This is a genomic window from Delftia sp. K82 (assembly GCF_002193035.1).
Classification (GTDB): domain Bacteria; phylum Pseudomonadota; class Gammaproteobacteria; order Burkholderiales; family Burkholderiaceae_C; genus Comamonas; species Comamonas acidovorans.
Window position 1 is genome coordinate 2871978 of the sequence record NZ_MYFL01000001.1, and the last position, 21985, is coordinate 2893962.

Consider the following 21985-nt stretch of genomic DNA (forward strand, 5'->3'; position numbering starts at 1 on the left):
TGTTGGGAAGTGGGAGCAAATATAGGTTGCGCGTATAAAAACGCAAACTATAAAAAATTAAGTAATAAGAAGCTCCGATTATGGCCGGGACTTCACTACTTTCTGCACAACCCTCAACTATGCCTGAATGTGGACACGCCCTGGCCCTGCCGGGCTATGCGCGGCGCCACGGAGCACTGCGGCAAGGCCCTTCTTGCGCCGGCGTCTGATTGACAGTGCGGCCGGCACGCTGCCGTCGCGGCCTGGCGGCCCTGTCCCGCTCCTGCTTTTGACGATGGCAAGCACCCGCCGCTGCCGCCGCGCTGACGCCAGAAGCAGCCTTTGCTGACAGGCCGCGCGGCATGCGCCCTCCTACAGTGGGCTCAACCCCACAGGAGAAGAGCGCCATGCGCCCAGAACAACACTCCGGCGCCGGCAGCCAGGCCGGCGCGGCTCCCTTGTCGCGGCGCGGCTTTCTGCAGGCCGCCAGCATCGCAGGCGTCAGCGTCTGGGTGGCGCCGCTGGCCAGCCAGGCCTATGCAGCCCTCTTTGAAGACCGCGTCCTGGGCAGCGTGGCCCGCGAGCCGGCCACCCAGCTGCCGCGCATGCGGCTCGATGGCCGCTCCAAGGTCATGGGCGCCAAGGTCTTCGCCCGCGACATCCGCGCACGCGACATGCCGCACTGGCCCCAGCAGCAATCCCATGCCTTCATCGTGCGCACCACGCTGGCCGACCGGCTGTTCGACGGCATGGACCTGTCTTCCCTGGACGGCGAACTGGCGCCCGACCGCGTGGTCACCGCCGAGGACCTGGCGCGCGATGGCCTGGCCTTTCCCGAGTTCTATGGCGAGGACATGCTGCTGCCCGCAGGCAAGACCCCCGCCTACCTTGGCCAGGCCGTGGCCATCCTCATCTACCACGACTTCGCGCGCTTTCGCTTTGCCAAGGAAAGGCTGCAGGCCACGGCTGGCGTCATCCGCTACGGCCGCATCACGGGCGCGCTGGACCGTCCGCCCTGGGGCGTGTTCCGCTATGTGCGCCAGGGCGGCGCCACGGCCTTTGACGACGACGTGTTCTCCAGCCTGCGCGATGCCCCGCTGTTCCCCGCCGAACGCAAGCCGCTGGTCTGGCCGCAGATCTCCAAGGCCGACGCGGTCACGGCGCGCGGCCTGCGCGCGGCCGAGCAGATCGCCCAGGAGCTGGCCACGCCGCCCGCCGACTGGCTGGTGCTGCAGCGCCACTACGCCACGCAATCGGTGGACACAGCCGCGCTGGAACCCGACAACGCCAACTGCTGGTATGACGCGGCCACGCAAAGCCTGCACATGGTGCTGGCCACGCAGTCGCCGCACGAGGTGGCCGAATGGGCAGCGCAGATGGTGCAGGCCAGCAGGTTCCCGCTCAAGAACCTCTTCGTCCACCCCTGCTACACGGTGGGATACGGCTCCAAGGACCACGCGCCCATGCCCTACTACGGCCTGGTCTGCGCGCTGTATGCGGACGGCAAGCCCGTGCGCCTGGCCAATGACCGGTTCGAGCAGTTCCAGTCCTCGCTCAAGCGCCATGCCTTCGAGATCGACTACACCATGGCCATCGACAGGAAGACCGGCCTCTTCCAGAGCCTGGTGGCCAACATGACGGCCAATGGCGGCGGCCGGGCCAACTTCTCGCCCTCGGTCGCCATGGTCGGCGGCACGGCGGCGCAGTCCATCTACTACTTTCCCAAGAACGACATCACCGCCGTGGCTCTTGCCAGCCGCGCGCTGGACGCGGGCTCGGCACGCGGCTACGGCACGCTGCAGAGCATGGCGGCCACCGAGATGATGGTGGACGAAATCGCCGAACTGCTGCAGATCGACCCCATCGAGCTGCGCCTGCGCAACGTGCTGACCTCGGGCGCCAAGAACACCCAGGGCGCCATTGCCGCCGGTGCCCTGCGCGCCGACGAGGTGCTGGAGCGCGCCCGCCGCCATCCGCTGTGGACCGAGCGCGCCAAGCGCAAGACCGCCTACGAGGCCAGCCACCCGGGCCAGCGCTACGGCGTGGGCTTTGCCTGCGTGCAAAAGGACTTCGGCACGGGCGGCGAGGCGGCCTTCGCCCGCATCGAGATAACGCCCCAGGGCCGCGTGCTGCTGCACCACTCGGGCACCGAGATCGGCACGGGCATGGGCACCTCGCAGGCCCAGCTGTGCGTGCAATGGTTCGGCAAGCCCGCCGACGAGCTGCAGACCGCCTGCCTGGACTGGCCGGAGCTGCCGCTCAAGGCCGAGGGCGACAACTACACCATGCCCCAGGCCGACCAGGACCGCTTCGCCACCCGGCCGCTGTGGACGCCGGTCTACGCCTCGCCGGCCAGCGCCAGCAACTCGGCCTACTACTACAGCCACGCCACCAGCGAGACGGCGCGCGTGGTCTTCGAGCACGGCCTGTGGTCGGCCGCCGTCGCCATTTGGAGCCAGGGCACGGGCGGCGGCCAGAAGGCGCCCTACGTGGTGCGCCGCGAGGACGCGCGCTGGGTCAACGGCATGCTCACGGCCAACGGCATGCAGCCGCTGTCCCTGCAGGCCCTGGCCCAGAAGGCCCATGCCATGCAGCTGGTCACGGGCGCCGTGGGCCATACCTTCAACCGCTGGCAATGGGCCGAGGCCGACTTCGACATCCTGGGCACCAGCGCGCGCCGGCCGCTGGACGCGCTGGCCGTGCGCCTGGGCAGCGCGCCCGATGCCGGCGCCGTCACGCCGGCCCCTGACACCACCGACACGCCGCAGGCGGCCACACCCGTCGAGGCCTCTGTCACCGCGCGGCGCAGCGCCGCCGGCTACCGCATGATTGCGCGGCGCAACCTGTTCTATCCGCCCATGCAGCGCAACAACGCGGGCGTCACCTACTACAGCGCCAATGCGGCCCTGGTCGAACTGGCGGTGGACACGGGCACGGGCGCGGTCGAGCTGCTGGCCCACCACTCCATCATGGAGTGCGGGCGGCCCATCGTGCCCGAGCTGGTGCACGGCCAGCTCGAAGGCGGCATCGCCATGGGCATAGGCCATGCGCTGTACGAAACCATGCCGCTGTACGAGGGCGGCCCCGGCGACGGCAACTGGAACTTCCACCGCTACCACCTGCCGCGCGGCAGCGAGGTGGCGGTCTGGAAGCAGACGGCCGAGCTGCTGGCACCGCTGTCGGACACCGATCCGCCCAAGGGCATTGCCGAGGTGGTGATGATTCCCATCGTCGCCGCCATCGTCAACGGACTGCACCACGCCATAGGCAAGCGCTTCCACGACCTGCCCGTGACCCCGCAAAAGATCAGGGAGGCACTCGCACCATGAGCCTTGTCCCGCGCCCCTTGTCGCTGACCGTCAACGGCCAGAGCGTCGGCCCCATGGACGTGCCCGAAGGCATGCCCATGATCGACTTCCTGCACGAATACCTGAACCTCACCGGCTCGCGCCTGGGCTGCGGCATCGGCGAATGCCGGGCCTGCACCATCATCGTGGACGGTCCCGAGGGCAGCCGCGAGATGCGCACCTGCATCACCAGCGCCCACTACTTCCAGGGCCGCAAGGTCCGCACCATCGAAGGCATTGCCGACCCGGCCGGCGCGGACACCGCCCCCCCGCCCTCGCCCGGCGCCTCGGGCCAGCCGCGCAAGGTCATCGCCATCAGCCCCGTGCAGCAGAAGTACCTGGAGCATTTCAGCTTCCAGTGCGGCTACTGCACGCCGGGCTTCGTCATCGCGGCCACGGTGCTGGTCGAGCGCCTGGCCAAGGCGCCCATCCGCGCGGCCGATGTGGAACAGGTCGTGGGCGAGGCGCTGCAGCCCCACCTGTGCCGTTGCACCGGCTATGTGCGCTACTACGCGGCCGTGAAGGACCTGGTCCTGAACACGCCCGGGCTGACCTTGAAAGGATGAGCGCCATGTCCGCCGCCGACCCCAGCGCAGCCGCCCCCACCGCCGCCACCGCCGCGCCACCTGCCGACTACAGCGGTGCCCGCCCCCCGCCACCGCGCAGGCCCAGGCGCCGCTGGCGCGGGCTGCTGCTCATCCTCCTGCTGCTGGCCGTGCTGTTTGCCATTGCCGCCGTCTGGGGCAACCGGCCCCATGTGCCGCAGCGCGAGCCGCAGGCCGTGCACCGCAGCCCCCAGCAGCTGGCCCAGGGCCTGTACCTGGCGCGCGCCGCCGACTGCATGGCCTGCCATGACGGGGTGGGTGGCATAGGTGGCGCCCGGGAAGGCCAGCCCTTTGCGGGCGGCAAGCCCCTGCCCACGCCCTTCGGCACCCTCTACGGCACCAACATCACCCCCGACCCCGACCACGGCATAGGCCGCTGGACGGCCGAGGAATTCCACGCCGCCGTCACCCGCGGCACGGCGCCGGGCGGGCGCCAGCTCTACCCGGCCATGCCCTATGCCTCCTACCACCTGATGAGCCGCGAAGACTCGGACCTGATCTACGGCTACCTGATGAACATCCGGCCCGTGGCCCAGCCCAACACCAAGCCCGCCCTGCCTTTCCCCTTCAACCTGCGCGTGCTGATGTTCGGCTGGAAGACGCTGTTCCTGTCCAGCGCGCCGCTGCCCGTGGGCTCGCAGGGCCAGAGCCCGGCCTGGCTGCGCGGGCAGTACCTGGGCAATGTCATGGGCCACTGCGCCGAATGCCACACGCCGCGCGGCATGTTCGGCCAGATGCAGAAAGACCGCTGGCTGCAGGGCGGCACGCTGTCGCTGTTCACGGCCCCCGGCATCACCGCCGAAGCCCTGGCCGCACGCGGCTGGACGCGCGAGGGCATGGCCCAGTTCCTGCAGACGGGCTTTTCGGCCCACGGCAGCGCCTTCGATGAAATGCACGAGGTCATCGCCAACAGCACCCGGTACCTCACGGCCGAGGACATGACGGCGCTGTCCACCTTCCTGCTGGGCGACAACCCGCCCGCGCCCCAGCCCCTGCCGGCCGCCGCGCCCCCGGATTCCGGCACCGGCAACAGCGCGGGCAATGGCGCCGGCAATGGCGCGGGCACGCTGGACGCGGGCCGGGGCCACTACATGGCGCTGTGCGCCAGCTGCCACGGCAGCGAGGGCCTGGGCCGCAGCCTCACCATGCCCCCGCTCAAGGGCAACAGCACCGTGCGCCAGGCCGACGCCCGCAACCTGGTGCTGGCCATCCTCGTCGGCCTGCCCAAGCACCCGGCCACCCAGCAGGGCCCCACGCCCCTGCCCGGCATGCCCGGCTTCATGCAGGAACTGACCGATGGCGAAGTCGCCGCCCTGGCCAACTACACCCGCGCCACCCTGGGCGGCCAGCCCGCCGACGTGACGGCCGCCCAGGTGGCAGACCTGCGCAGCGCAGCTGGAAAGGCCGGGCACAAGGCTGCGCCGTGAAACACCGGCTGTTCTACGGAGCCCAACCCGTATGCCTGCGCCTGCGGCGTGGCGGTTGCGGGGTTGCAGTCCTGCCGAAGGACAGGACTGCTTCGTCAACTGACTCGCTGCGGTTGTCTGAGCGAAGTTCACGCAGTGAACGCAGCGAGTTCCGCAGCGAACCCCGCAACCGCCACGACGCAGGTTGCCCCGCAGCGAAGCGAAGGGGTCGCAGACATCCGGGTCGCCTTCTTTGACCTGACCTTTCTTGGCGAATCAAGAAAGGGCAGTCGGCTGCCGGGCCGAGACCCGGCCTCGAAAAACAACCACCCGGCAGGGGGAAATGAGCCCCCCTGCACTCGCTGACAAGCCGCGGTCACAGCCCCAAAACACAAGCCCATTGTTTCCACCACGGAACCAACCGCGTTCCACCACCGTCCTTTGCCAGCCGCCCCTGTCTCCCTAGAGTGAAAGCAAAAGGAGACAAGCATGTTCGAAGCCAATCTATTCCAGGGCCAGCGCGTCCTGATCACCGGGGGCGGCACGGGGCTGGGCCTGGCCATGGCCGCCAAGCTGGCGGAACTGGGTGCCGAGCTGCACCTGTGCGGCCGGCGGCGCTCCGTGGTGCAGCAGGCCTGCGAGATGCTGAACAACGACACGGGCGCGCAGGCCTTTGCACATGAACTCGACATTCGCCAGCCCGAGGCCGTGCACACCGTCATCGACCGCATCTGGGCCGAACACGGCCCGCTGACGGGCCTGGTCAACAACGCGGCCGGCAACTTCGTCAGCCGCACCGAGGACCTGAGCATCAACGGCTTCCATGCCATATCGGACATCGTCTTCCGGGGCACCTTCTACGTCACCCAGGCCGTGGGCCGCCGCTGGATCGCCGAAGGGCTGCCGGGCTCGGTGCTGTCCATCGTCGTCACCTGGGTGGACACGGGTTCGCCCTTCGTCGTGCCCTCGGCCATGTCCAAGGCCGGGCTGGACGCCATGACCAAATCGCTGGCCGTGGAATGGGGTCCCAAGCGCATACGGTTCAACGCGATTGCACCGGGCGTGATTCCCACCCAGGGAGCCAGCCAGCGCCTGCGCCCCAGGATCGACGGCAACGAGGACTCGGCCGACCGCCGCCGCCTGGACAACCCCACGCGCCGCCTGGGCACGGGCGAGGACATCGGCAACATGGCCGCCTTCATCCTGGCCCCGGGCAACACCTGGCTCAACGGCCAGACCATCACGCTGGACGGCGGCGACGCCCTGGCCAACGGCGCCTACTTCACCGAATACCAGGCCTGGGACGATGCCGACTGGGCGCGCGCCCGGCAGATGGCCAAGGCCGCCAACCAGCCCAACGTCAACGATGGGGAGCAGGAGGCCACGCCCACATGAGCACCGCCGCCACGCCCCATTCCACCCTGGTCTTCGAACAGCGCACGCTGGCCGGCGCCACCCAGCAGCAGCGCGGCCGCCAGCTGGCCCAGGGCCTGCGCAGCCTGGGCCTGGCCGAAGGCGACGTGCTGGCCGTCTTCCTTCGCAACGGCATCGAATACGCCGACGTGGTCCATGCCTGCCGCATTGCGGGCATCTACTACTGCCCCATCAACTGGCATTTCACGGCCACGGAGATCGACTACATCCTGGCCGACAGCGGCGCCCGCGCCCTCATCACCAGCCAGGACCTGCTCGACGGCCTCAAGGGCGAACTCTATGCGGACCTGCCCCGGCGCGTCGCCCACGCACGCGAGCCGGAGCAGGACTACGAAACCTGGCTGGCCGCCCAGGCACCCTACGACGGCCCGCTGGTCGCGCCGCGCGGCCACATGGCCTATACATCTGGCACCACGGGCCGCCCCAAGGGCGTGCTGCGCAAGGCGTTTCCCGTGGAAGAACTGCCCCGGCGCCTGGCCGTGAACCAGGCGCTGATCGCCACCGCCTACGGCCTGCAGCCCGGCGCGCGCACCCTGCTGACCGCGCCCATCTACCACAGCGCGCCCAGCCTGTACTTCCAGAACGCGCTCATGCTCAGCGAGCTGGTGGTGCTGGAGCCGCGCTTCGACCCCGAGCGCTTCCTGCAACTGGTGCAGGAGCACCGCATCGACACGGCCTACATGGTGCCCATCATGTACGTGCGCCTGCTCCGGCTGCCGCGCGAGGTGCGCGAGCGCTACGACATCTCCTCGCTGCGCTTCATCGCCTCCACCGGCTCGCCCTGCGCGCCCGAGGTCAAGAAGGCCATGATCGAGTGGATGGGGCCCATCATCAACGAGACCTATGCCTCCAGCGAGTCGGGCCTGGTCACCTTCATCGGCTCGGCCGACGCCCTCACCCACCCGGGCAGCGCGGGCCTGCCGCTGCAGGACGCCGAAGTCCGCATCCTCGACAGGCAGGGCCAGGCCCTGCCCACGGGCGAGGTCGGCCTGATCTACGTGCGCCAGCCCGCCTATGCCGACTTCACCTACAAGGGCAACGAAGAGGCCCGCCGCAAGATGGATCAGGGCGGCCTGATCACCCTGGGCGACATGGGCTACCTGGACGAGGAAGGCTTTCTCTACGTCTGCGACCGCGACTCGGACATGGTGATCTCCGGCGGCGTGAACATCTACCCGGCCGAGATAGAGAACGAGCTGCTCAGGCACCCCGGCATAGCAGACTGCGCCGTCATCGGCGTGCCCGATGCCGAGTACGGCGAACGGCTGCTGGCCCTGGTCGAGCCCGGCCAGTCAGGCACACTGCCCGAGGCGGAACTGAAAGAATGGCTGCGCGGCCGGCTGGCGGCCTACAAGCTGCCGCGCAGCTTCGTCTTCCAGCGCCTGCCCCGCGACGACAACGGAAAGATCGCCAAAAGAAAGCTGCGCGACGCCCACTGGGGCGCGACGCAGCGCAAGATCTGAACCCGCCAACACCGAAAGAGAAGGAGACAACGCATGAACAAGGCCATTACATTGCTGCTTGCCGCTGCGGCCACCGCAGCCGCAGCCCCCGGGTTCGCCCAGTCCGACTACCCCAGCAAGCCCATCAAGCTCATCGCCCCGTATGCGCCGGGCGGCTCGGTCGACGTGCTGGCCCGCACCCTGGCCACGCACCTGTCCACGGAGCTCAAGCAGTCCGTGGTCGTGGAGAACCGGCCGGGCGCCAACACCATGATTGCCGCCTCGGCCGTGGCGCGCTCGCCGGCCGACGGCTACACCCTGCTGCTGGCCAGCAATGCCAGCATGGTGCTCAACCCCCTGCTCTACAAGAAGCTGAGCTACAACCCCGACCGGGAGCTGAAGCTCACCAACATCCTGGCCGAGGCCCCGCTGGTGCTGGTCACCAACAGCCAGACCGGCATCAAAAACGTGGCCGACCTCAAGGCCTACTCCAAGGCCCACGCGGGCAAGCTCAACTACAGCTCGGTCGGCCTGGGCAACCCGCTGCAGCTGACCACCGAGCTGATCAAGTCCCGCCTGGACGTGGCCGCCACCCACATCCCCTTCAACGGCAGCGCCCCGGCCCTCACCGCCCTCATGGCCAACGACACCCAGCTCATGGTGGACGTGGCCGGCACCTCCCTGCCCCACATCAAGGCCGGCAAGCTGGTGGCCATTGCCACCACCGGGCCGGAGCGCTCGCAGTTCCTGCCGCAGACGCCCACCATTGCCGAATCGGGCGTGCCCGGCTTCAGGGCCTCCACCTGGTTCGGCATTGCCGTGCCCGCAGGCACGCCAGCGGACGCGCGCAACACCCTGCAGGCCGCCGTCAACAAGGTCATGCTCAACCCCGAGTTCGCCAGTGCCCTGGGCAACCAGACCCTGGCCGCCAGGAAGCCCCAGACCCAGGCCCAGCTCGACGACTTCCTGGCCGCTGACGGCCAGATGTGGCGCAAGGTGATCGCGGACAACGCGATTGCGCTGGAGAACTGAAGACCGAAAAGGTGATGAACTAAGGGCCTAAGGACCTAAGGGCCGGACACCTCGGCCTGCTCCACGAAGCGCAGCAGGCTGGCCCTGAGGAACTCGGTCATCACCTTGACGGCATGCGAGGGCCGCCGGTCCTCGGCCGTGATGATGTACAGCCTGTCGCCCAGGCCGGACACCGTCCAGTCCGGGCACACGCGCTGCACCGCGCCCGATCGCAGCTCGTCCATCACCATGTAGTTGGGCAAGGTAGCCACGCCGCTTCCACGGAGCATGGACTGCTTGAGGAAGGGGAAATGCTCGCTGGTGATGCAGGGCTCGCACTTGAGCGCAATCTCCTGCTGCCCCTTTTTCACCGAGACGGCATAGGTCTTGCCGTCGCCGGGCGGCGTCAGCAGCACGCCGTGGGGAATCTCGGCGGGGTCGTGGAACGGCCGCGCCTTGACATAGGCGCTGCTGGCATACAGGCCAAAGCCCACCGGCCCCAGGTCGCGCGCCACCAGGTGCTCCTGCACGTCGCGCGCCACGCGCACGGCCACATCCACCTGGGCGCTCATGGGATCGCTCACCCGGTTGGAGAACAGCACGCGGATGCGCACCTGCGGGTGCCGCTTCTGGAAGGCCAGCAGCATGTCGGCCAGGTACAGCTCGCCCAGGCCCGTGGGAATGCTCAGCCGCACCGAGCCGGTCACCACATGCTGCAGCGCGTCGATGGCGCCCTGCGCCGCCTCCACCTCCTGGATGATGCTGCGCCCATGCTCGTACAGCACCTCGCCCGCCGCCGTCAGCAAAAAGCTGCGCGTCGTGCGGTGCAGCAGGGTCACGCCCAGCGCCGTCTCCAGCGCCTTGAGCTCCTTGCTTACCTTGGAGCGCGTGATGTCGCGCTTGCGCGCCGCAGCGCTGAGGCTGCGCGCGTCCACGATCTCTACGAAATTGCGGATGAGGTTGATGTCCATGGCTTGAGAGCGGCAGGTCAGGCGGCCCGCCTTGTGTGCGGCCTTGTGCGCGGCTGCAGGCAACGCGCCCGGACCGCCACCCCCGGACTATGGCACCGTCACCACGCCTGGCCCCGCCACCCGTGGGCGCCGGGACACAGGGCTTTCCCCGGTGCCCGCCGCATCAGTCCAGGCTGATCTGCGACGAAGCGGCCACCTGCTTCCAGGTCGTCACATCCTTGAGGATCACCGCGCCGAACTGCTCCGGCGTATTGGCCACCACCGTGCCGCCCAGCTCCGCCAGGCGCTGGCGCAGTTGCGGATCGGCCAGGGCCTGCACGCTGGCCTTGTGCAGCTTGTCGCGGATGTCCTTGGGCAGGCCCTTGGGCGCCAGCAGGCCGTTCCAGGCCTGCACGGCGTAGCCGGGCACGCCGGACTCGGCAAAGGTCGGCACATCGGGCAGCTCGCTGCTGCGCTGGGCCGTGGCCACGGCCAGCGGGCGGATCTTGCCGGACTTGATGTGCGGCAGCGAAGCCGGCAGCGGCTCCCACAGCATGGACACCTGGCCGCCGATCAGATCGGTGAAGGCCGGGCCCGCGCCACGGTAGGGCACATGCATGATCTGCACGCCCGCCTTGGCCTTGAACAGCTCCATGGCCAGATGGCCCAGACCGCCCGCGCCCGAGGACGCATACGACAGATGGCCCGGCTGCGCCTTGGCCAGCGCGATCAGCTCCTTCAGATTCGCCGCCTTGACCGAGGGATGCACGCTGAGCACGCCCGGCACCGTGATCACCTGGGTGATGGGCGTGAAATCCTTCACCGCGTCATAGGGCAGCTTGGTGTAGACGGCCGGATTCGTGCCGTGCGTGCTGGACGTGGCGCCCAGCAGCGTATAGCCGTCCGGCTTGGCGTCGGCCACGAAGCGCGTGCCCAGCGAGCCACCGGCACCGGCCTTGTTCTCCACGATCACCGAGGCGCCCAGCACCTTGCCCAACTGCTGCGCGAACAGGCGGTTCACCACATCGGCCGTGCCGCCGGGCGGAAACGGCACGATCAGGCGGATGGGCTCGGCCGTGGGCCAGCCTGCATCGGCCGCCAGGGCCGACTGCGCGGGCGCCAGGGCGCCCAGGGCCAGGGCCGCCGTGGTTGCAGACAGGCTGCGGATCATGAAATTGCGGCGTTGCATAGGATTTTTCTCCTCGTTGAAATTCTTCGGGACCAGCACTCTCCAGTCACCGGCCCAGGCGCTCCAGCCAGGCCAGCACCCGGCCCAGCACCTCGTCGCCATTGGTGTCCAGCATGCAGAAATGCGAATTGCCGGTGATGCCTGCGGCCGGCAGGTCCAGCACCTCGGCGCGGCCGCCCAGGCGGCGCAGCAGCTGCCAATACACATCGGTCTGCGCGCGGTACTTCTGCCACTGCGGGCTGTGCGCGAAATGGTCGCCCCACACCGCCAGGTGCGGGATGGCCGAGGCAGGCGTGAAAGCATCCGCCCCCTGCTGCCCTTCTTGCACCACCGGCATGCCCGTAGGCTCCACGCCCACCACGGCGCGCACCAGGTGCGGCTTGCGGCTGGCCGCATGCGCGGCAAAGCCACCGCCCTGGCTGTGGCCCATCACCACGCAGGGGCCGAACTGCTCCAGAAGCGCGTCATAGGCCGCCATGGCCATGGCCTCATGCCCCAGCCAGCGCGGCACCATCTGCCGCACCAGGGCACAGAAATGCTCATGCGGAAAACGCTGTCCCGCGAAAGGCTCGCCCAGGCCAAGGTCCACACCTGAAGGCGTCGCATGGCCTATGCGAAACAGCTGCCACGCCTCCTCGGCACTGCGGAACACGGGCGCCTCGGCATAGATCTCGGGGAACATCGCCCAGCCCGCGCGGCCACGCTCCACGGCATCGCAGACCACCACGTCGTGGCCGGCCTCCAGCAGGCGCCACAGCCAGCCCTGGCGCCCATCGGGCGTGGACTCCCACTGCGCCCCGGTCATGCCGCCGCCATGCCACAGCAGCACGGGCAGAGGGCTGCGCGGACGCGCAAGCCGGTACTCCATGGCGTACATCTGGCCAACGGCATAGCTGCCATTCATGTCCAGCGGCCGCTCGCCACCATTGCGCACCACTTCCCTGTGCTGGATCGGCAGATCCCGCACCGTGCGCTGCGCACCGCCAATGAAATGGCTTTGCATCTTCCTGAGGCAAACTTCAGGCATAACAGGGCTTCTCTCGCATGCCGCCATGCTAGGCATGCCCCGCCTTGGTGCTGTGCCGATTGCGGCGGGGCTGTGCCGGATCAGCACAGCCCTGCACCCACCCTACCCATGCACGAACTCAACCTCAAACTGCTGCAGGACCTGCAGGCCCTGGCCGACACCGGCAGCCTCTACAAGGCCGCCGAGCGCCGCCACATCACCCACCCGGCCTTTGGCCGCCGCATCCGCGCGCTGGAGGAATGGGCGGGCACGCCCCTGGTCGAGCGCGGCCACCAATCCACCACGCTCACGGCCGCCGGCAAGACGCTGCTGGCCTCGGCCCATGAAGTGCTGGGCATCCTGGAGCAGACCCATGGCCTGCTGCAGCGCCCCCACCGCACGCGCGACGAGACCATCACCATCGCGGCCGGCCGCACGCTGTCGCACACCGTCCTGCCGAGCATCATCACCGCCCTCAACCAGGCCATGCCCCAGCTGTGCTGGAAAGTGGTCACCACCAGCCTGGACTACGGCGTGGAAATGCTGCTGCAAGGCAAGGTGGACCTGCTCATGTGCCACGCCCAGCCCGCCATCGAAGGCAGCCTGCAGGGCCACCACCTGGCCTGGCTGCCCGTGGGCCAGGACACGCTGATCCCCGTCAGCATCCCCCTGGTCCCCCAATTGCCCAAATACGCCCTGCCCGCCCACGGCGGCGGCCCGCTGGTGCCCTACCTGGACTACGCGCAAAGCATGTCCCTGGGCAAGATCCTGCGCAGCCACCTGCACGAGCTGTGCGACACCACGCGCCTGCGCACCGTCTACGAGGCCGACCTCGCCGACTCCCTGCACGCCATGGTCCACCAGGGCCTGGGCCTGGCCTGGCTGCCGCTCACCCTGGTCAAGACCGACCTGACCGAGGGCCGCCTGGCCCGCGCGGCCGGGCCCGACAAGGACGTGCCCATCAACGTACGGCTCTACCGCCGGCCTGCGGCGCAGAGCAAGCCGCTCACGCGCAGGGTGTGGGCGGGGTTGGAGAATCTTTATGGGAGGAGTCAGAAGTCGTGAGGCGGGCGGGCCAACCCATGCGGCTTCGCTGTTGCGGCTCTGAACGTCTGTAAATTTGAACGCCGCGCGCACTTGTTCACCCTGCCGGGCGATTGCTTTTCGAGGCCGAGTCTCGGCCCGGCAGCCGACTGCCCTTTCTTGATTCGCCAAGAAAGGTCAGATCAAAGAAGGCGACCCGAATGTCCGCGACCCCTTCGCTGCGCTGCGGGGCCACCTGCGTCGTGACGGCTGCGGGGTTCGCCGTGAAACTCGTTGCGCGCTGCGCGCTTCACTCAAACATCACGGCGAGTCAGATGACGAAGCAAGCCTGTCCTTCGGCAGGCTTGCAACCCCGCAACCGCCACGACGCAGGCGCGGACATACGGGAGGGGAAGAGGCAGCAAGCGCAGGCAGCGGGCGCGCCCAGGACTTTCCCCTTGGCCCCGCCGCAGCCTTGAACTAGCATGGCCTGCACCGCCCCAGCCGGGGCGGATCTTCCTTGGGCATCGATGAGCTTTCCCGTTCAGATTCCGATCCGAGTCCCCTGCCCTCCGGGCGCCTGCATCTGCGAGCACGACGCCCTGCTCACCGACTCCATGGCCGACCAGCGCATCCTGCGCCTCACCAAGGAAGAGGAAAAACGCCTGCTGCTGCGGCTCGAACAGATCACCAGCCTGCAGGACCTGCGCCATGTGGAGCAGCGCATGTATGAGCAGCTCGGCATCCGCGTGCGCATCGAGCCCGGCGCCAGCGAAGTGCGTACAGTGCGCGGCATCCAGATAGAGGTCTTGCCCATGCGCGGGTTGTGCAGCAAGACACGGCAGGCGATTCCTGCGGCGATTCGGCGGGGGATGGAGAGGACGCCGGAGGTGGCGTTTGAGTTGTTGGATGAGGGGGGGTTGTTTGGGTAAGGGTTTTGACGGTGGGGGGGAGCGGGTTACGGCCAAGAGCGGCTGGCCACGGCAAACTTCTGAGCGGCAGCTTCAGGCTGATCTGCGCCATTCACAGGGCAGTGCGCGAGTGAACGTGACCACCACCAGCCGTTGAACGCTTCCAGCCGTGGACGACCGCTTCATCCTTGCAAGCCGCCAGTCGATTGATCGATTCGCTGTGCACCAGTTCGAAGGACGAAGCTCGGTTGGCTCATGTCGACCCGTAGCGTTCGTTCAGAGGTGGCATCGAAACCAGCAGCATCCCACCTCTAGGCTCAAGTACGCTGACGCACCCCATGCGCAGCCATCAAGGCGTCCTTAATGCGCACTAAGTAGTCCGCCACGCGCACTTCGTCCAGCGTTCTTTCTCTATCCTGTAGCCAGAAACGGAAAGCAAGACTTTTCTCGCTGGGGGGCTCGCTGCCTCGATAGTTGCCGCGCCATACATCGAATAGGCGCATGTCCTGCACCACGGCCAGCTGCGGATCGGCCTTGACAGTCGCCGCCACCGTGTCCAGCATGGATTGCGCGGTCACGGGCGCATCGACCCACAGGGCCAGGTCGCGCACCACCACCGGCTGGCGCGACAGCTCGCGCACCTGCGGCAGCTCGCCTTCAGACAGGGCGTCCACGTCCAGCTCGAACACCACCGGCGCGTGCGCCAGGTCGGCCTGCTGCGCCCAGCGCGGGTGCAGCTCACCGATCCAGCCAACCTGCTTGCCATCCAGCGTGACGCGGGCGCTGCGACCCGGATGCAACGCGGGATGAGTGGCGGCTTCGAAGCGCAGGCGGGCGCCGCGGGTCCCGAACAGCGCCTCGACATCCATCTTCACGTCGTAGAAATCAACCTGGCGCGCGGGCGCGCCCCACTGCTCTTCCACGGACGGGCCCCAAGCGGCGCCGGCCACCTTGAGCGGCTGGCGCACGCCGGCCACTTCCAGCGGACCGTCCTGGGCGGCGGCGTCACGCGCGAACACGCGGCCCAGTTCAAACAGACGCACGCGCGTCTGCTTGCGATTGGCGTTGTGGCGGATGTTCGCCACCAGGCCGGGGATCAGGCTCGAACGCATCACGGACAGGTGGCTGGCGATCGGGTTGACCAGCTTGACCGGCGTGTCGTTGCCGGCGTAGTCGCGTTCCCATGCGGCTTCGACGAAGCTGTAGTTGACGACTTCCTGGTAGTCCCGCGCGGCGGCCAGGCGGCGCAGTGCGTGCGGGCCACGGCGCACTTCGGGCTGCGAGAACATCTTGGCGCGCGCCATCGGCGGCACCGTGGGGATGTTCTCGAAGCCGTAGATGCGGGCCACTTCCTCGATCAGGTCTTCCTCGATCACGAGGTCGAAGCGGTACGACGGCGGCGTGACGATGAAGTCATTGCTTTCGAGCGTGAATTCCAGGCCCAGGCTGCCGAAGATCTTGGCGACTTCGGCCGGCGTGACGGGCACGCCCAGCACGCGATGGCAACGCGCCAGGCGCATGCGGACCGGCTCGCGCTTGGGCAGATTGACGATCTGGTCGTCCAGCGGACCGGCCTGGCCGCCGCAGATGTCGACGATCAGGCGCGTGATGAATTCGATGTGCTGCGGGATCGTGGCGAAGTCCACGCCGCGCTCGCCGCGGTGGCTGGCCTCGGAGCTGAACTTGAAGCGGCGCGCGCGGCCGGCCAGCGATTTCGGCCACCAGAACGCGGCTTCCAGGTAGATGTTCTGCGTATCGAGCGTAACCGAGGTGGCCTCGCCGCCCATGATGCCGGCCAGGCTTTCGACCTGATCGCCCGCCACCACGACGCCGACCTTCGAATCCAGCGTGACGGTCTGGCCGTTCAGTAGCTCGAGCGTCTCGCCTTCACGGGCCCAACGCACCGACAGGTCGCCGTGGATCTTGTCCAGGTCGAACACGTGCGAGGGGCGGCCCAGTTCCAGCATGGCGTAGTTGGAGATGTCGACCAGCGCCGACACCGAACGCTGGCCGGCGCGCTCCAGGCGCGTCTTCATCCACTCCGGGGTCTGCGCACGGGCGTTCACGCCACGGATCACGCGGCCACCAAAGCGGCCGCACAGGTCGGGCGCCTCAACCTTGACGGGCAGGCGCTCGTCCAGCGTCACGGGCACGGCCTTGGCGGTCGGCATCGACAGCGGCGCGCCGGTCAGCGCGGCGACCTCACGCGCCACGCCCAGGATCGACAGGCAGTCGGCGCGGTTGGGCGTCATCTTCAGCGTGAAGAGCGTGTCGTCCAGGTCCAGCGCTTCGCGGATCGACTGGCCTGGCGTCATCTCGGCCGGCAGTTCCAGCAGGCCTGCGTGGTCTTGCGACAGGCCCAGTTCGCGCGCCGAGCACAGCATGCCCGACGATTGCACGCCGCGCATCTTGGCCACGCCGATCTTCATGCCGCCAGGCAGTTCCGCGCCGACGCGGGCCAGCGGCACCTTCAGGCCCGCGGCCGCGTTGGGTGCGCCGCACACGATCTGTAGCAGCGTGCCGGAGCCATCGTCCACTTGGCAGACGCGCAGCTTGTCGGCCTCAGGGTGCGGGGCGATCTCGACAATGTGCCCCACCACGACGCCCGTGAATGCGGGCGTGGCCGGCACGGTGTCTTCGACTTCCAGGCCGGCCATGGTGAGCCGGTGCGCGAGTTCGTCGGTTGCGATCGGAGGATTGACCAGCGTACGCAGCCAGGATTCGGGAAATTGCATGATCAGCCGTCTGTTATTCGTTGAACTGGCGCAGGAAGCGCAAATCGCCTTCGTAGAACTGGCGCAGGTCGATGACGCCGTAGCGCAGCATCGTCAAGCGCTCAAGTCCGGAGCCGAAAGCAAATCCGATGTAGCGTTCGGGGTCCAGGCCGAAATTGCGCACCACTTGCGGGTGCACTTGGCCAGAGCCACAGATTTCAAGCCAGCGACCACGGCTCGGACCCGACATAAACATCATGTCGACTTCTGCCGAAGGCTCCGTGAACGGAAAGAACGACGGGCGGAATCGCACGACGAGGTCGTCGCTTTCAAAGAAGCAACGCAGAAAATCGGTGTATACGCCCTTCAGGTCGGCAAAGGAAATGTCCTCGGCGATCCAGAGCCCTTCCACTTGGTGGAACATGGGCGAGTGCGTGGCGTCGCTATCGACGCGATAAGTGCGCCCCGGCGCGATGACCTTGATGGGCGGCTTGTGCATGCGGGCGTAACGCACCTGCATGGGGCTAGTGTGCGTGCGCAGCAGCAGCGGCTGGCCTTCGGCGTCGTTCATGTCGACGTAGAAGGTGTCGTGCATGGAGCGCGCGGGATGGTCCAGCGGGCTGTTTAGCGCGGTGAAATTGGTCCAGTCGTGCTCCACTTCAGGGCCGTCGGCCACATCGAACCCGATGGAACGGAAAATTTCCTCCACGCGCTCCCACGTCCGAATAACGGGATGGATACCAGCCAGCACGCGGCCGCGGCCTGGCAACGACACGTCAATAGTTTCGGACGCCAACTGGAGATCCACCTCCACTTGCGCGAGTGCTGCGCGGCGTAGGCTTAGTAGCTCTAGGATTTGCTCCTTCGCCCGATTGATCCGCGCGCCTGTCTCACGCCTCTGATCCGGTTCGAATTTACCCAAATCCTTCAGCAACATCGTCAACACACCGCTCTTACCTAAGAACCTGGCCTTTGCACTCTCGAGTGAAGGAGGATCGGATGCCGAAGCGAAGCTTGCCTGCGCCTGAGAAACCAGGCTTTCAATTGATAGATTCATGCAGTTCAATATTAAATTTGGCTCTAGGTAACTGGAGGTTGGTTCCAATTCAACGTATGAAAGAAGCTCACATCTTCAATAGACCTTGAAGAATTCATAAAATAAAATATACCTAGCGTTAGCGGATATCTACATCAGTTCTTAATACGGCTTCTATAATCCGTCATTCCAACTCCCGCATGGCGTTTGAAGTATTTTCCGAGATAAGAGGCGTCGGCGAAGCGCAAATCTTCTGCAATTTCTTGAACAGATTTTCCACGTTGGGCGAGTTGTTTCTTGATCTCCAATACAACCTGTCTATCGATGAGTGCCTTAGGAGAGTCGCCGAAGAACCTTTTCGTCAACTGAGACAAATAGTATGAAGTCACGTGTAAACGGTCCGCATAGAATTCCACTGAACGTTGGCATTTGTGATTTTTCAAAACTAACTCCCAAAAACTCCAACAGATCGCTTCAGGCCTACTGAAGTCACTGCTTTCTACCGTGCCAAAATCCCCGACTCTTTCGCAAATGCAAAGAAAAAAATTCCGAAAGTGATTAACGATCATGGCCCGCTTGTGAGTGGTGCATTGCTTCTGAATTGCTTCGGCCTGCTGCTCCCAAGCGACTTGATACGGCAGGAATCTCCGATCTTGCCGAAAAAATGGTGAACGACTGAGGTAAATAAAAAGACTCGTAGGTAGGCCATCTGCGATTTCCGCTGCGATCGACCGACTGACGAGATAGTAGTTACACAAAAAATCATCAGATCTGCTTTTAAAGCATGCAACGGTGTCCTCTGCAAAAACAAAGAAGTCATCCTTCTCCATCTTGTACGGATTGAAGTTTACGTCCCATTCCGCACTGCCTTGCTGGCAGATCAGGACTACCACGTACGCTAGGGGAATCGGCCGTACAGTTTCACAATTGAACTCAGTACGGCCGATCGAGATCCCGTCGGCATCTGTGTCAAGTAGCTGGCTGGTAGTTTTCATTTCGGCGTAAATTTTATGCTTAAGCAAGGCTGATTTGCTTTTTTGTTTTGAAAATTACCTATATTACTTAACTTTCGGCACAGACGCTTCATTTTTTTCTCAATAAAATAACATCATCAATTTTTATTTGGATATGAGTATGTTGAATACCGAACGACTTGTCCTGCGCCGATGGCATGCCGACGACGCACCAAATCTATTTAAGTATGCTAGTGATGAACGCGTTGGACCTATCGCTGGTTGGCCGACACATGTTAGCGAGGAATGTAGCCGCCAAGTCATCGAAAATGTCTTCAGCCGACCCGAGGTTTATGCTGTTTGCTTAAAAGAGAACAATATATCCATAGGCATGGTCGGCCTTCTCATCGGCAAGGACAGCAACTTCGAAATTCTTGACAACGAGGCTGAAGTCGCGTACTGGATTGGCGTACCTTTCTGGGGGCAAGGTATTATCCCCGAGGCTGTCAAAGAATTAATGCGCCATGCATTTCAAACCCTCGGAGTTCGTGCTTTGTGGTGCGGATATTTCGCAAATAACGATAAGTCATTCAAGGCACAAGAAAAGTGTGGATTCATCCATCATCACACTGAAGAAAACAAATTCAACCAATTCCTTGGAGACTATCGAACAGAGCACATCAGCAGAATAACCAGGGAAGAATGGCTTGCGATGGAAGTAGCCGCTACTCGACCGAGTGAGGCATAGAGCCAGGCGCCCACTTAAGATAGCTCCTTGGCCGATCCAGCCTTACCTGATTGGCCGATTCAAGTGGTGCTAAAAGTCATGTGCAGCCAAATTTTTCCGAGAGGTAGAAATGATCGAGCACAATAAATTTGTGAAAAACCTAGAAAAAGATTTCACGACAGCCGTCCCTATCTCTGATGGAGTAGTGACAATCCGGCTTATGTTCGATGTAGATGCAGATGCCTATGCAGCAGGAGCAGATGATGCGCTAGTCAAGCGTTTTGCTCACCTTCCGCTGGAAAAATATACACCGCAGGTTGTCAGCGACATGATCCAAGGCGTAATCACAGATGGGTTGCGCGATAGAACGCTAGCAGTTTTAACAATCGCTGATGCAAGCTCAGACTCGTTTCTTGGGAGTTTGGTCATATTTGATGTTAAGCAGGACGAGGCAGAGATAGGCTACTGGGTTGCACCTACGCATAGAGGTCATGGTGTATCTGAGCGTGCCCTCATGCTGGGCGTAGAAATTGCACGTATTTTGGGTTTAAAAAAACTGTGCGCTCGAACTGTTAGAGAAAACCCTGCATCATTGAAAAGCCTTCTCAAGGCTGGATTTTCTCAGGTCAGTGAAGCACAGTTTGACAAAACACCATCTGGAAAAACTGAAATGAGCATATGCTTCTATGTTGAATTATGAAATATCAGCCAAGGCAACGAAAACTGAGTGCGTGATTAACCTGCCACCTTATAAAGCGAACAACCTAAAGTTCGTGAAGTATGTCAACCATGAGAACGATGGATATAAAAAGAGCAGAGTCCCCTAAGAGCGGATCATTGGCTTCCTCAGGCCAGTGGAGCCCGGGATTCCCATCAAGGATGGGATAGGCACTGCCACGATGGATTACACCGTGCTGGAGATGGAAGTGGCTCTGGGGGATACAGTCGAAGGTGGGATAAAGCTAAAAGGCTGGGTATGGTGCACACATCCTCCACCATGGATAGGGAAGGCTGGGTACCCGAGGAGAATTTGCAGATGCTGAATAAATGACTGAGTGTCAAAGAATTAACTAGTCGTTGAACTTCTGCTGTGAGTCACGATCTGCGACAGTCGCAGATCGGCCAGGTCGTGTTCTCGTTGGGTGCTTAGCTGCCATGGATGGTGCGGGTCACAGAAGTAAACCTGAATGTCGGTTGCCAAGGTAAAGCGGTTATGCCCCGCCATCTCTGAGCCGCGATCCCGGGTCAAGGAGCGATAGAGCTCTTGCGGCAGGCTCCTTGCATGCCTGACCGCTATGCGGTTGTGTCCGTAAGCTCACGATGAGGCCATGGGCGACAGCAATCGCAGACATAGCCCGAAAAGGATCGAACGGCAGTAATAGGATCGCAAGCCGCCTTCCAAACCACCCAAACGCCCTACCCCTTCAACACCTCGCTCACCCTCTTGCGCACCGCCCTGCTCGCCTGCCCATACCTGAGCAACAACTCAGCCACCTCATCATCCGTATCCGAATAGAAAAACGCCATCGGAACCTTGAGCACTTCCGCCAACTTGCGCACAGTCAGCAAGTCCGGTTTGTGTTTCCCCAGCTCATAGCGGTTGATCCGTGCACTCGCCACAAACGGATCGATTCCAGCTTCAATTCCCAGCATTTTTTGGGACAGGTCTGCTGCAAGCCGAGCTTGCTTGAGCCTCGCGCCCCATTGTTCATCTGCGTCTGACATCTCGTGCTTTCCAAAAGCTACGAGACTCGTAGTTATGCTGTATTCTCGATACTACGAGTTGCGTAGTTTTCTAGCCTGCAGCCACGAATCGCTACGGAACGTCCTCGCCGCAGCACGGCGCTTCGACACAGGAGCAGCAACCCATGAAGCACATCCCCCCATCCCCTCCCCCCGAAAACACCCACGCCCAGAAGCTCGCAACAGCACTGCATGAAATGGACCGCTTTGTGCAGCAAGGCTGTGCCGAGGTTTCCGCCCTGGCCCAGTTGGCGCTGGCCTGGCTGGAGATTCCTGAGGGCCATCAGCGGCTGGACGTGGTGGCGCAGGCGCTGGTGACCATTCGCAACAGCGCTGAATCGCTGGCGGAGTTCGCGGGCAGTGAAGCCCGGGTGATGAACTGCGAGTACGAGGATCAGGCAGAGGTGCGCCGCAGCGAGGCGGCCAAGGTGGCTGCCGAAGAGGCCGGGCATGTGTACACCGTGGTGGGGCCTGGGGCGGCGCGGGGCGTCAGGTAGTCCCGGAGGCCA

Annotated in this window: 18 protein-coding genes and 1 pseudogene; 11 read left to right on the forward strand and 8 right to left on the reverse strand. The window is 64.6% G+C overall.

Annotated elements, in window-relative coordinates:
- The first annotated feature begins 386 nt into the window (after positions 1 to 386).
- The 6 genes from KDK82_RS12625 to KDK82_RS12650 all read left to right on the forward strand — a co-directional run bounded on the left by KDK82_RS12625 (position 387) and on the right by KDK82_RS12650 (position 9245).
- Positions 387 to 3308 carry a xanthine dehydrogenase family protein molybdopterin-binding subunit gene (locus KDK82_RS12625; protein ID WP_088165077.1) on the forward strand — a complete coding sequence of 974 codons (2922 nt, stop codon included), beginning with the start codon at positions 387 to 389 and terminating at the stop codon, positions 3306 to 3308.
- Positions 3305 to 3892, forward strand: coding sequence for a (2Fe-2S)-binding protein (locus KDK82_RS12630; RefSeq protein ID WP_088165078.1), 588 nt, complete (start codon positions 3305 to 3307; stop codon positions 3890 to 3892). The genes KDK82_RS12625 and KDK82_RS12630 overlap by 4 nt, the downstream gene beginning before the upstream one ends.
- 5 nt (positions 3893 to 3897) lie before the next feature.
- A complete protein-coding gene (locus tag KDK82_RS12635) occupies positions 3898 to 5358 on the forward strand; it encodes a cytochrome c (RefSeq protein WP_088165512.1) in 1461 nt (486 codons plus the stop codon).
- 468 nt (positions 5359 to 5826) lie between these two features.
- A complete protein-coding gene (locus KDK82_RS12640) occupies positions 5827 to 6732 on the forward strand; it encodes an SDR family oxidoreductase (RefSeq protein ID WP_043822631.1) in 906 nt (301 codons plus the stop codon).
- Positions 6729 to 8234, forward strand: a complete 1506-nt coding sequence (locus tag KDK82_RS12645) for an acyl-CoA synthetase (protein ID WP_088165079.1) — start codon at positions 6729 to 6731, stop codon at positions 8232 to 8234. The genes KDK82_RS12640 and KDK82_RS12645 overlap by 4 nt, the downstream gene beginning before the upstream one ends.
- 33 nt (positions 8235 to 8267) lie before the next feature.
- Complete coding sequence (locus KDK82_RS12650) at positions 8268 to 9245, forward strand: tripartite tricarboxylate transporter substrate binding protein (RefSeq protein ID WP_088165080.1); 978 nt, start codon at positions 8268 to 8270, stop codon at positions 9243 to 9245.
- A gap of 35 nt (positions 9246 to 9280) precedes the next feature.
- On the opposite strand, the gene KDK82_RS12655 is transcribed toward KDK82_RS12650, so the two are convergent.
- The 3 genes from KDK82_RS12655 to KDK82_RS12665 form a co-directional block, all read right to left on the reverse strand.
- Positions 9281 to 10195: a LysR family transcriptional regulator gene (locus tag KDK82_RS12655; protein WP_088165081.1), complete on the reverse strand. Its 915-nt coding sequence runs from the start codon at positions 10193 to 10195 to the stop codon at positions 9281 to 9283.
- Positions 10196 to 10358: 163 nt separating this feature from the next.
- Positions 10359 to 11363, reverse strand: coding sequence for a tripartite tricarboxylate transporter substrate binding protein BugE (locus KDK82_RS12660; protein WP_013802855.1), 1005 nt, complete (start codon positions 11361 to 11363; stop codon positions 10359 to 10361).
- Positions 11364 to 11409: 46 nt separating this feature from the next.
- Positions 11410 to 12366, reverse strand: a complete 957-nt coding sequence (locus KDK82_RS12665; RefSeq protein ID WP_088165082.1) for an alpha/beta fold hydrolase — start codon at positions 12364 to 12366, stop codon at positions 11410 to 11412.
- Between the two features lie 132 nt (positions 12367 to 12498).
- Between KDK82_RS12665 and KDK82_RS12670 the strand changes: the two genes are divergently transcribed.
- Together KDK82_RS12670 and KDK82_RS12675 are read left to right on the forward strand one after the other, a co-directional pair.
- Positions 12499 to 13434 (forward strand): LysR family transcriptional regulator, encoded by a 936-nt coding sequence (locus KDK82_RS12670; RefSeq protein WP_088165083.1) that lies wholly within the window; start codon positions 12499 to 12501, stop codon positions 13432 to 13434.
- Between the two features lie 488 nt (positions 13435 to 13922).
- A complete protein-coding gene (locus KDK82_RS12675) occupies positions 13923 to 14324 on the forward strand; it encodes a hypothetical protein (protein ID WP_088165084.1) in 402 nt (133 codons plus the stop codon).
- A 296-nt stretch (positions 14325 to 14620) separates the two neighbouring features.
- Here KDK82_RS12675 and pheT read toward each other — a convergent pair whose 3' ends face one another.
- The 3 genes from pheT to KDK82_RS12690 form a co-directional block, all read right to left on the reverse strand.
- Positions 14621 to 17038, reverse strand: a complete 2418-nt coding sequence (gene pheT, locus KDK82_RS12680) for a phenylalanine--tRNA ligase subunit beta (protein WP_088165085.1) — start codon at positions 17036 to 17038, stop codon at positions 14621 to 14623.
- Between the two features lie 13 nt (positions 17039 to 17051).
- Positions 17052 to 18074, reverse strand: a complete 1023-nt coding sequence (gene pheS / locus KDK82_RS12685) for a phenylalanine--tRNA ligase subunit alpha (protein ID WP_088165086.1) — start codon at positions 18072 to 18074, stop codon at positions 17052 to 17054.
- A gap of 134 nt (positions 18075 to 18208) precedes the next feature.
- Positions 18209 to 19048: an AraC family transcriptional regulator gene (locus KDK82_RS12690; RefSeq protein ID WP_088165087.1), complete on the reverse strand. Its 840-nt coding sequence runs from the start codon at positions 19046 to 19048 to the stop codon at positions 18209 to 18211.
- A 139-nt stretch (positions 19049 to 19187) separates the two neighbouring features.
- On the opposite strand from KDK82_RS12690, the gene KDK82_RS12695 reads away from it, so the two are divergent.
- Both KDK82_RS12695 and KDK82_RS12700 read left to right on the forward strand, forming a co-directional pair.
- The gene (locus KDK82_RS12695; protein WP_088165513.1) at positions 19188 to 19754 is read left to right on the forward strand and encodes a GNAT family N-acetyltransferase; all 567 of its coding nucleotides are present in this window, start codon (positions 19188 to 19190) and stop codon (positions 19752 to 19754) included.
- 109 nt (positions 19755 to 19863) lie between these two features.
- Positions 19864 to 20433, forward strand: coding sequence for a GNAT family N-acetyltransferase (locus KDK82_RS12700; protein ID WP_088165088.1), 570 nt, complete (start codon positions 19864 to 19866; stop codon positions 20431 to 20433).
- A 450-nt stretch (positions 20434 to 20883) separates the two neighbouring features.
- On the opposite strand, the pseudogene KDK82_RS32050 reads toward KDK82_RS12700, so the two are convergent.
- Both KDK82_RS32050 and KDK82_RS12710 read right to left on the reverse strand, forming a co-directional pair.
- Positions 20884 to 21024, reverse strand: a pseudogene (locus KDK82_RS32050) (IS30 family transposase); the annotation flags it as partial.
- Positions 21025 to 21149: 125 nt separating this feature from the next.
- Positions 21150 to 21458, reverse strand: a complete 309-nt coding sequence (locus tag KDK82_RS12710) for a helix-turn-helix domain-containing protein (RefSeq protein WP_013802868.1) — start codon at positions 21456 to 21458, stop codon at positions 21150 to 21152.
- Positions 21459 to 21601: 143 nt separating this feature from the next.
- Between KDK82_RS12710 and KDK82_RS12715 the strand changes: the two genes are divergently transcribed.
- On the forward strand, positions 21602 to 21973 hold the full coding sequence (locus tag KDK82_RS12715) for a hypothetical protein (RefSeq protein ID WP_088165090.1): 372 nt from the start codon (positions 21602 to 21604) through the stop codon (positions 21971 to 21973).
- Positions 21974 to 21985: the final 12 nt, after the last annotated feature.

Excerpts from the sequence above, each read along its gene's own strand:
- KDK82_RS12650 (WP_088165080.1), top strand. The coding sequence starts at position 8,268 with ATGAACAAGGCCATTACATTGCTGCTTGCCGCTGCGGCCACCGCAGCC.
- KDK82_RS12625 (WP_088165077.1), top strand. The coding sequence starts at position 387 with ATGCGCCCAGAACAACACTCCGGCGCCGGCAGCCAGGCCGGCGCGGCT.
- KDK82_RS12710 (WP_013802868.1), bottom strand. The coding sequence starts at position 21,458 with ATGTCAGACGCAGATGAACAATGGGGCGCGAGGCTCAAGCAAGCTCGG.
- KDK82_RS12645 (WP_088165079.1), top strand. The coding sequence starts at position 6,729 with ATGAGCACCGCCGCCACGCCCCATTCCACCCTGGTCTTCGAACAGCGC.
- KDK82_RS12640 (WP_043822631.1), top strand. The coding sequence starts at position 5,827 with ATGTTCGAAGCCAATCTATTCCAGGGCCAGCGCGTCCTGATCACCGGG.
- KDK82_RS12715 (WP_088165090.1), top strand. The coding sequence starts at position 21,602 with ATGAAGCACATCCCCCCATCCCCTCCCCCCGAAAACACCCACGCCCAG.
- KDK82_RS12700 (WP_088165088.1), top strand. The coding sequence starts at position 19,864 with ATGATCGAGCACAATAAATTTGTGAAAAACCTAGAAAAAGATTTCACG.
- KDK82_RS12665 (WP_088165082.1), bottom strand. The coding sequence starts at position 12,366 with ATGCAAAGCCATTTCATTGGCGGTGCGCAGCGCACGGTGCGGGATCTG.
- KDK82_RS12695 (WP_088165513.1), top strand. The coding sequence starts at position 19,188 with ATGTTGAATACCGAACGACTTGTCCTGCGCCGATGGCATGCCGACGAC.
- KDK82_RS12655 (WP_088165081.1), bottom strand. The coding sequence starts at position 10,195 with ATGGACATCAACCTCATCCGCAATTTCGTAGAGATCGTGGACGCGCGC.
- KDK82_RS12630 (WP_088165078.1), top strand. The coding sequence starts at position 3,305 with ATGAGCCTTGTCCCGCGCCCCTTGTCGCTGACCGTCAACGGCCAGAGC.
- pheS (WP_088165086.1), bottom strand. The coding sequence starts at position 18,074 with ATGAATCTATCAATTGAAAGCCTGGTTTCTCAGGCGCAGGCAAGCTTC.
- KDK82_RS12660 (WP_013802855.1), bottom strand. The coding sequence starts at position 11,363 with ATGCAACGCCGCAATTTCATGATCCGCAGCCTGTCTGCAACCACGGCG.
- KDK82_RS12690 (WP_088165087.1), bottom strand. The coding sequence starts at position 19,048 with ATGAAAACTACCAGCCAGCTACTTGACACAGATGCCGACGGGATCTCG.
- pheT (WP_088165085.1), bottom strand. The coding sequence starts at position 17,038 with ATGCAATTTCCCGAATCCTGGCTGCGTACGCTGGTCAATCCTCCGATC.
- KDK82_RS12670 (WP_088165083.1), top strand. The coding sequence starts at position 12,499 with ATGCACGAACTCAACCTCAAACTGCTGCAGGACCTGCAGGCCCTGGCC.
- KDK82_RS12675 (WP_088165084.1), top strand. The coding sequence starts at position 13,923 with ATGAGCTTTCCCGTTCAGATTCCGATCCGAGTCCCCTGCCCTCCGGGC.
- KDK82_RS12635 (WP_088165512.1), top strand. The coding sequence starts at position 3,898 with ATGTCCGCCGCCGACCCCAGCGCAGCCGCCCCCACCGCCGCCACCGCC.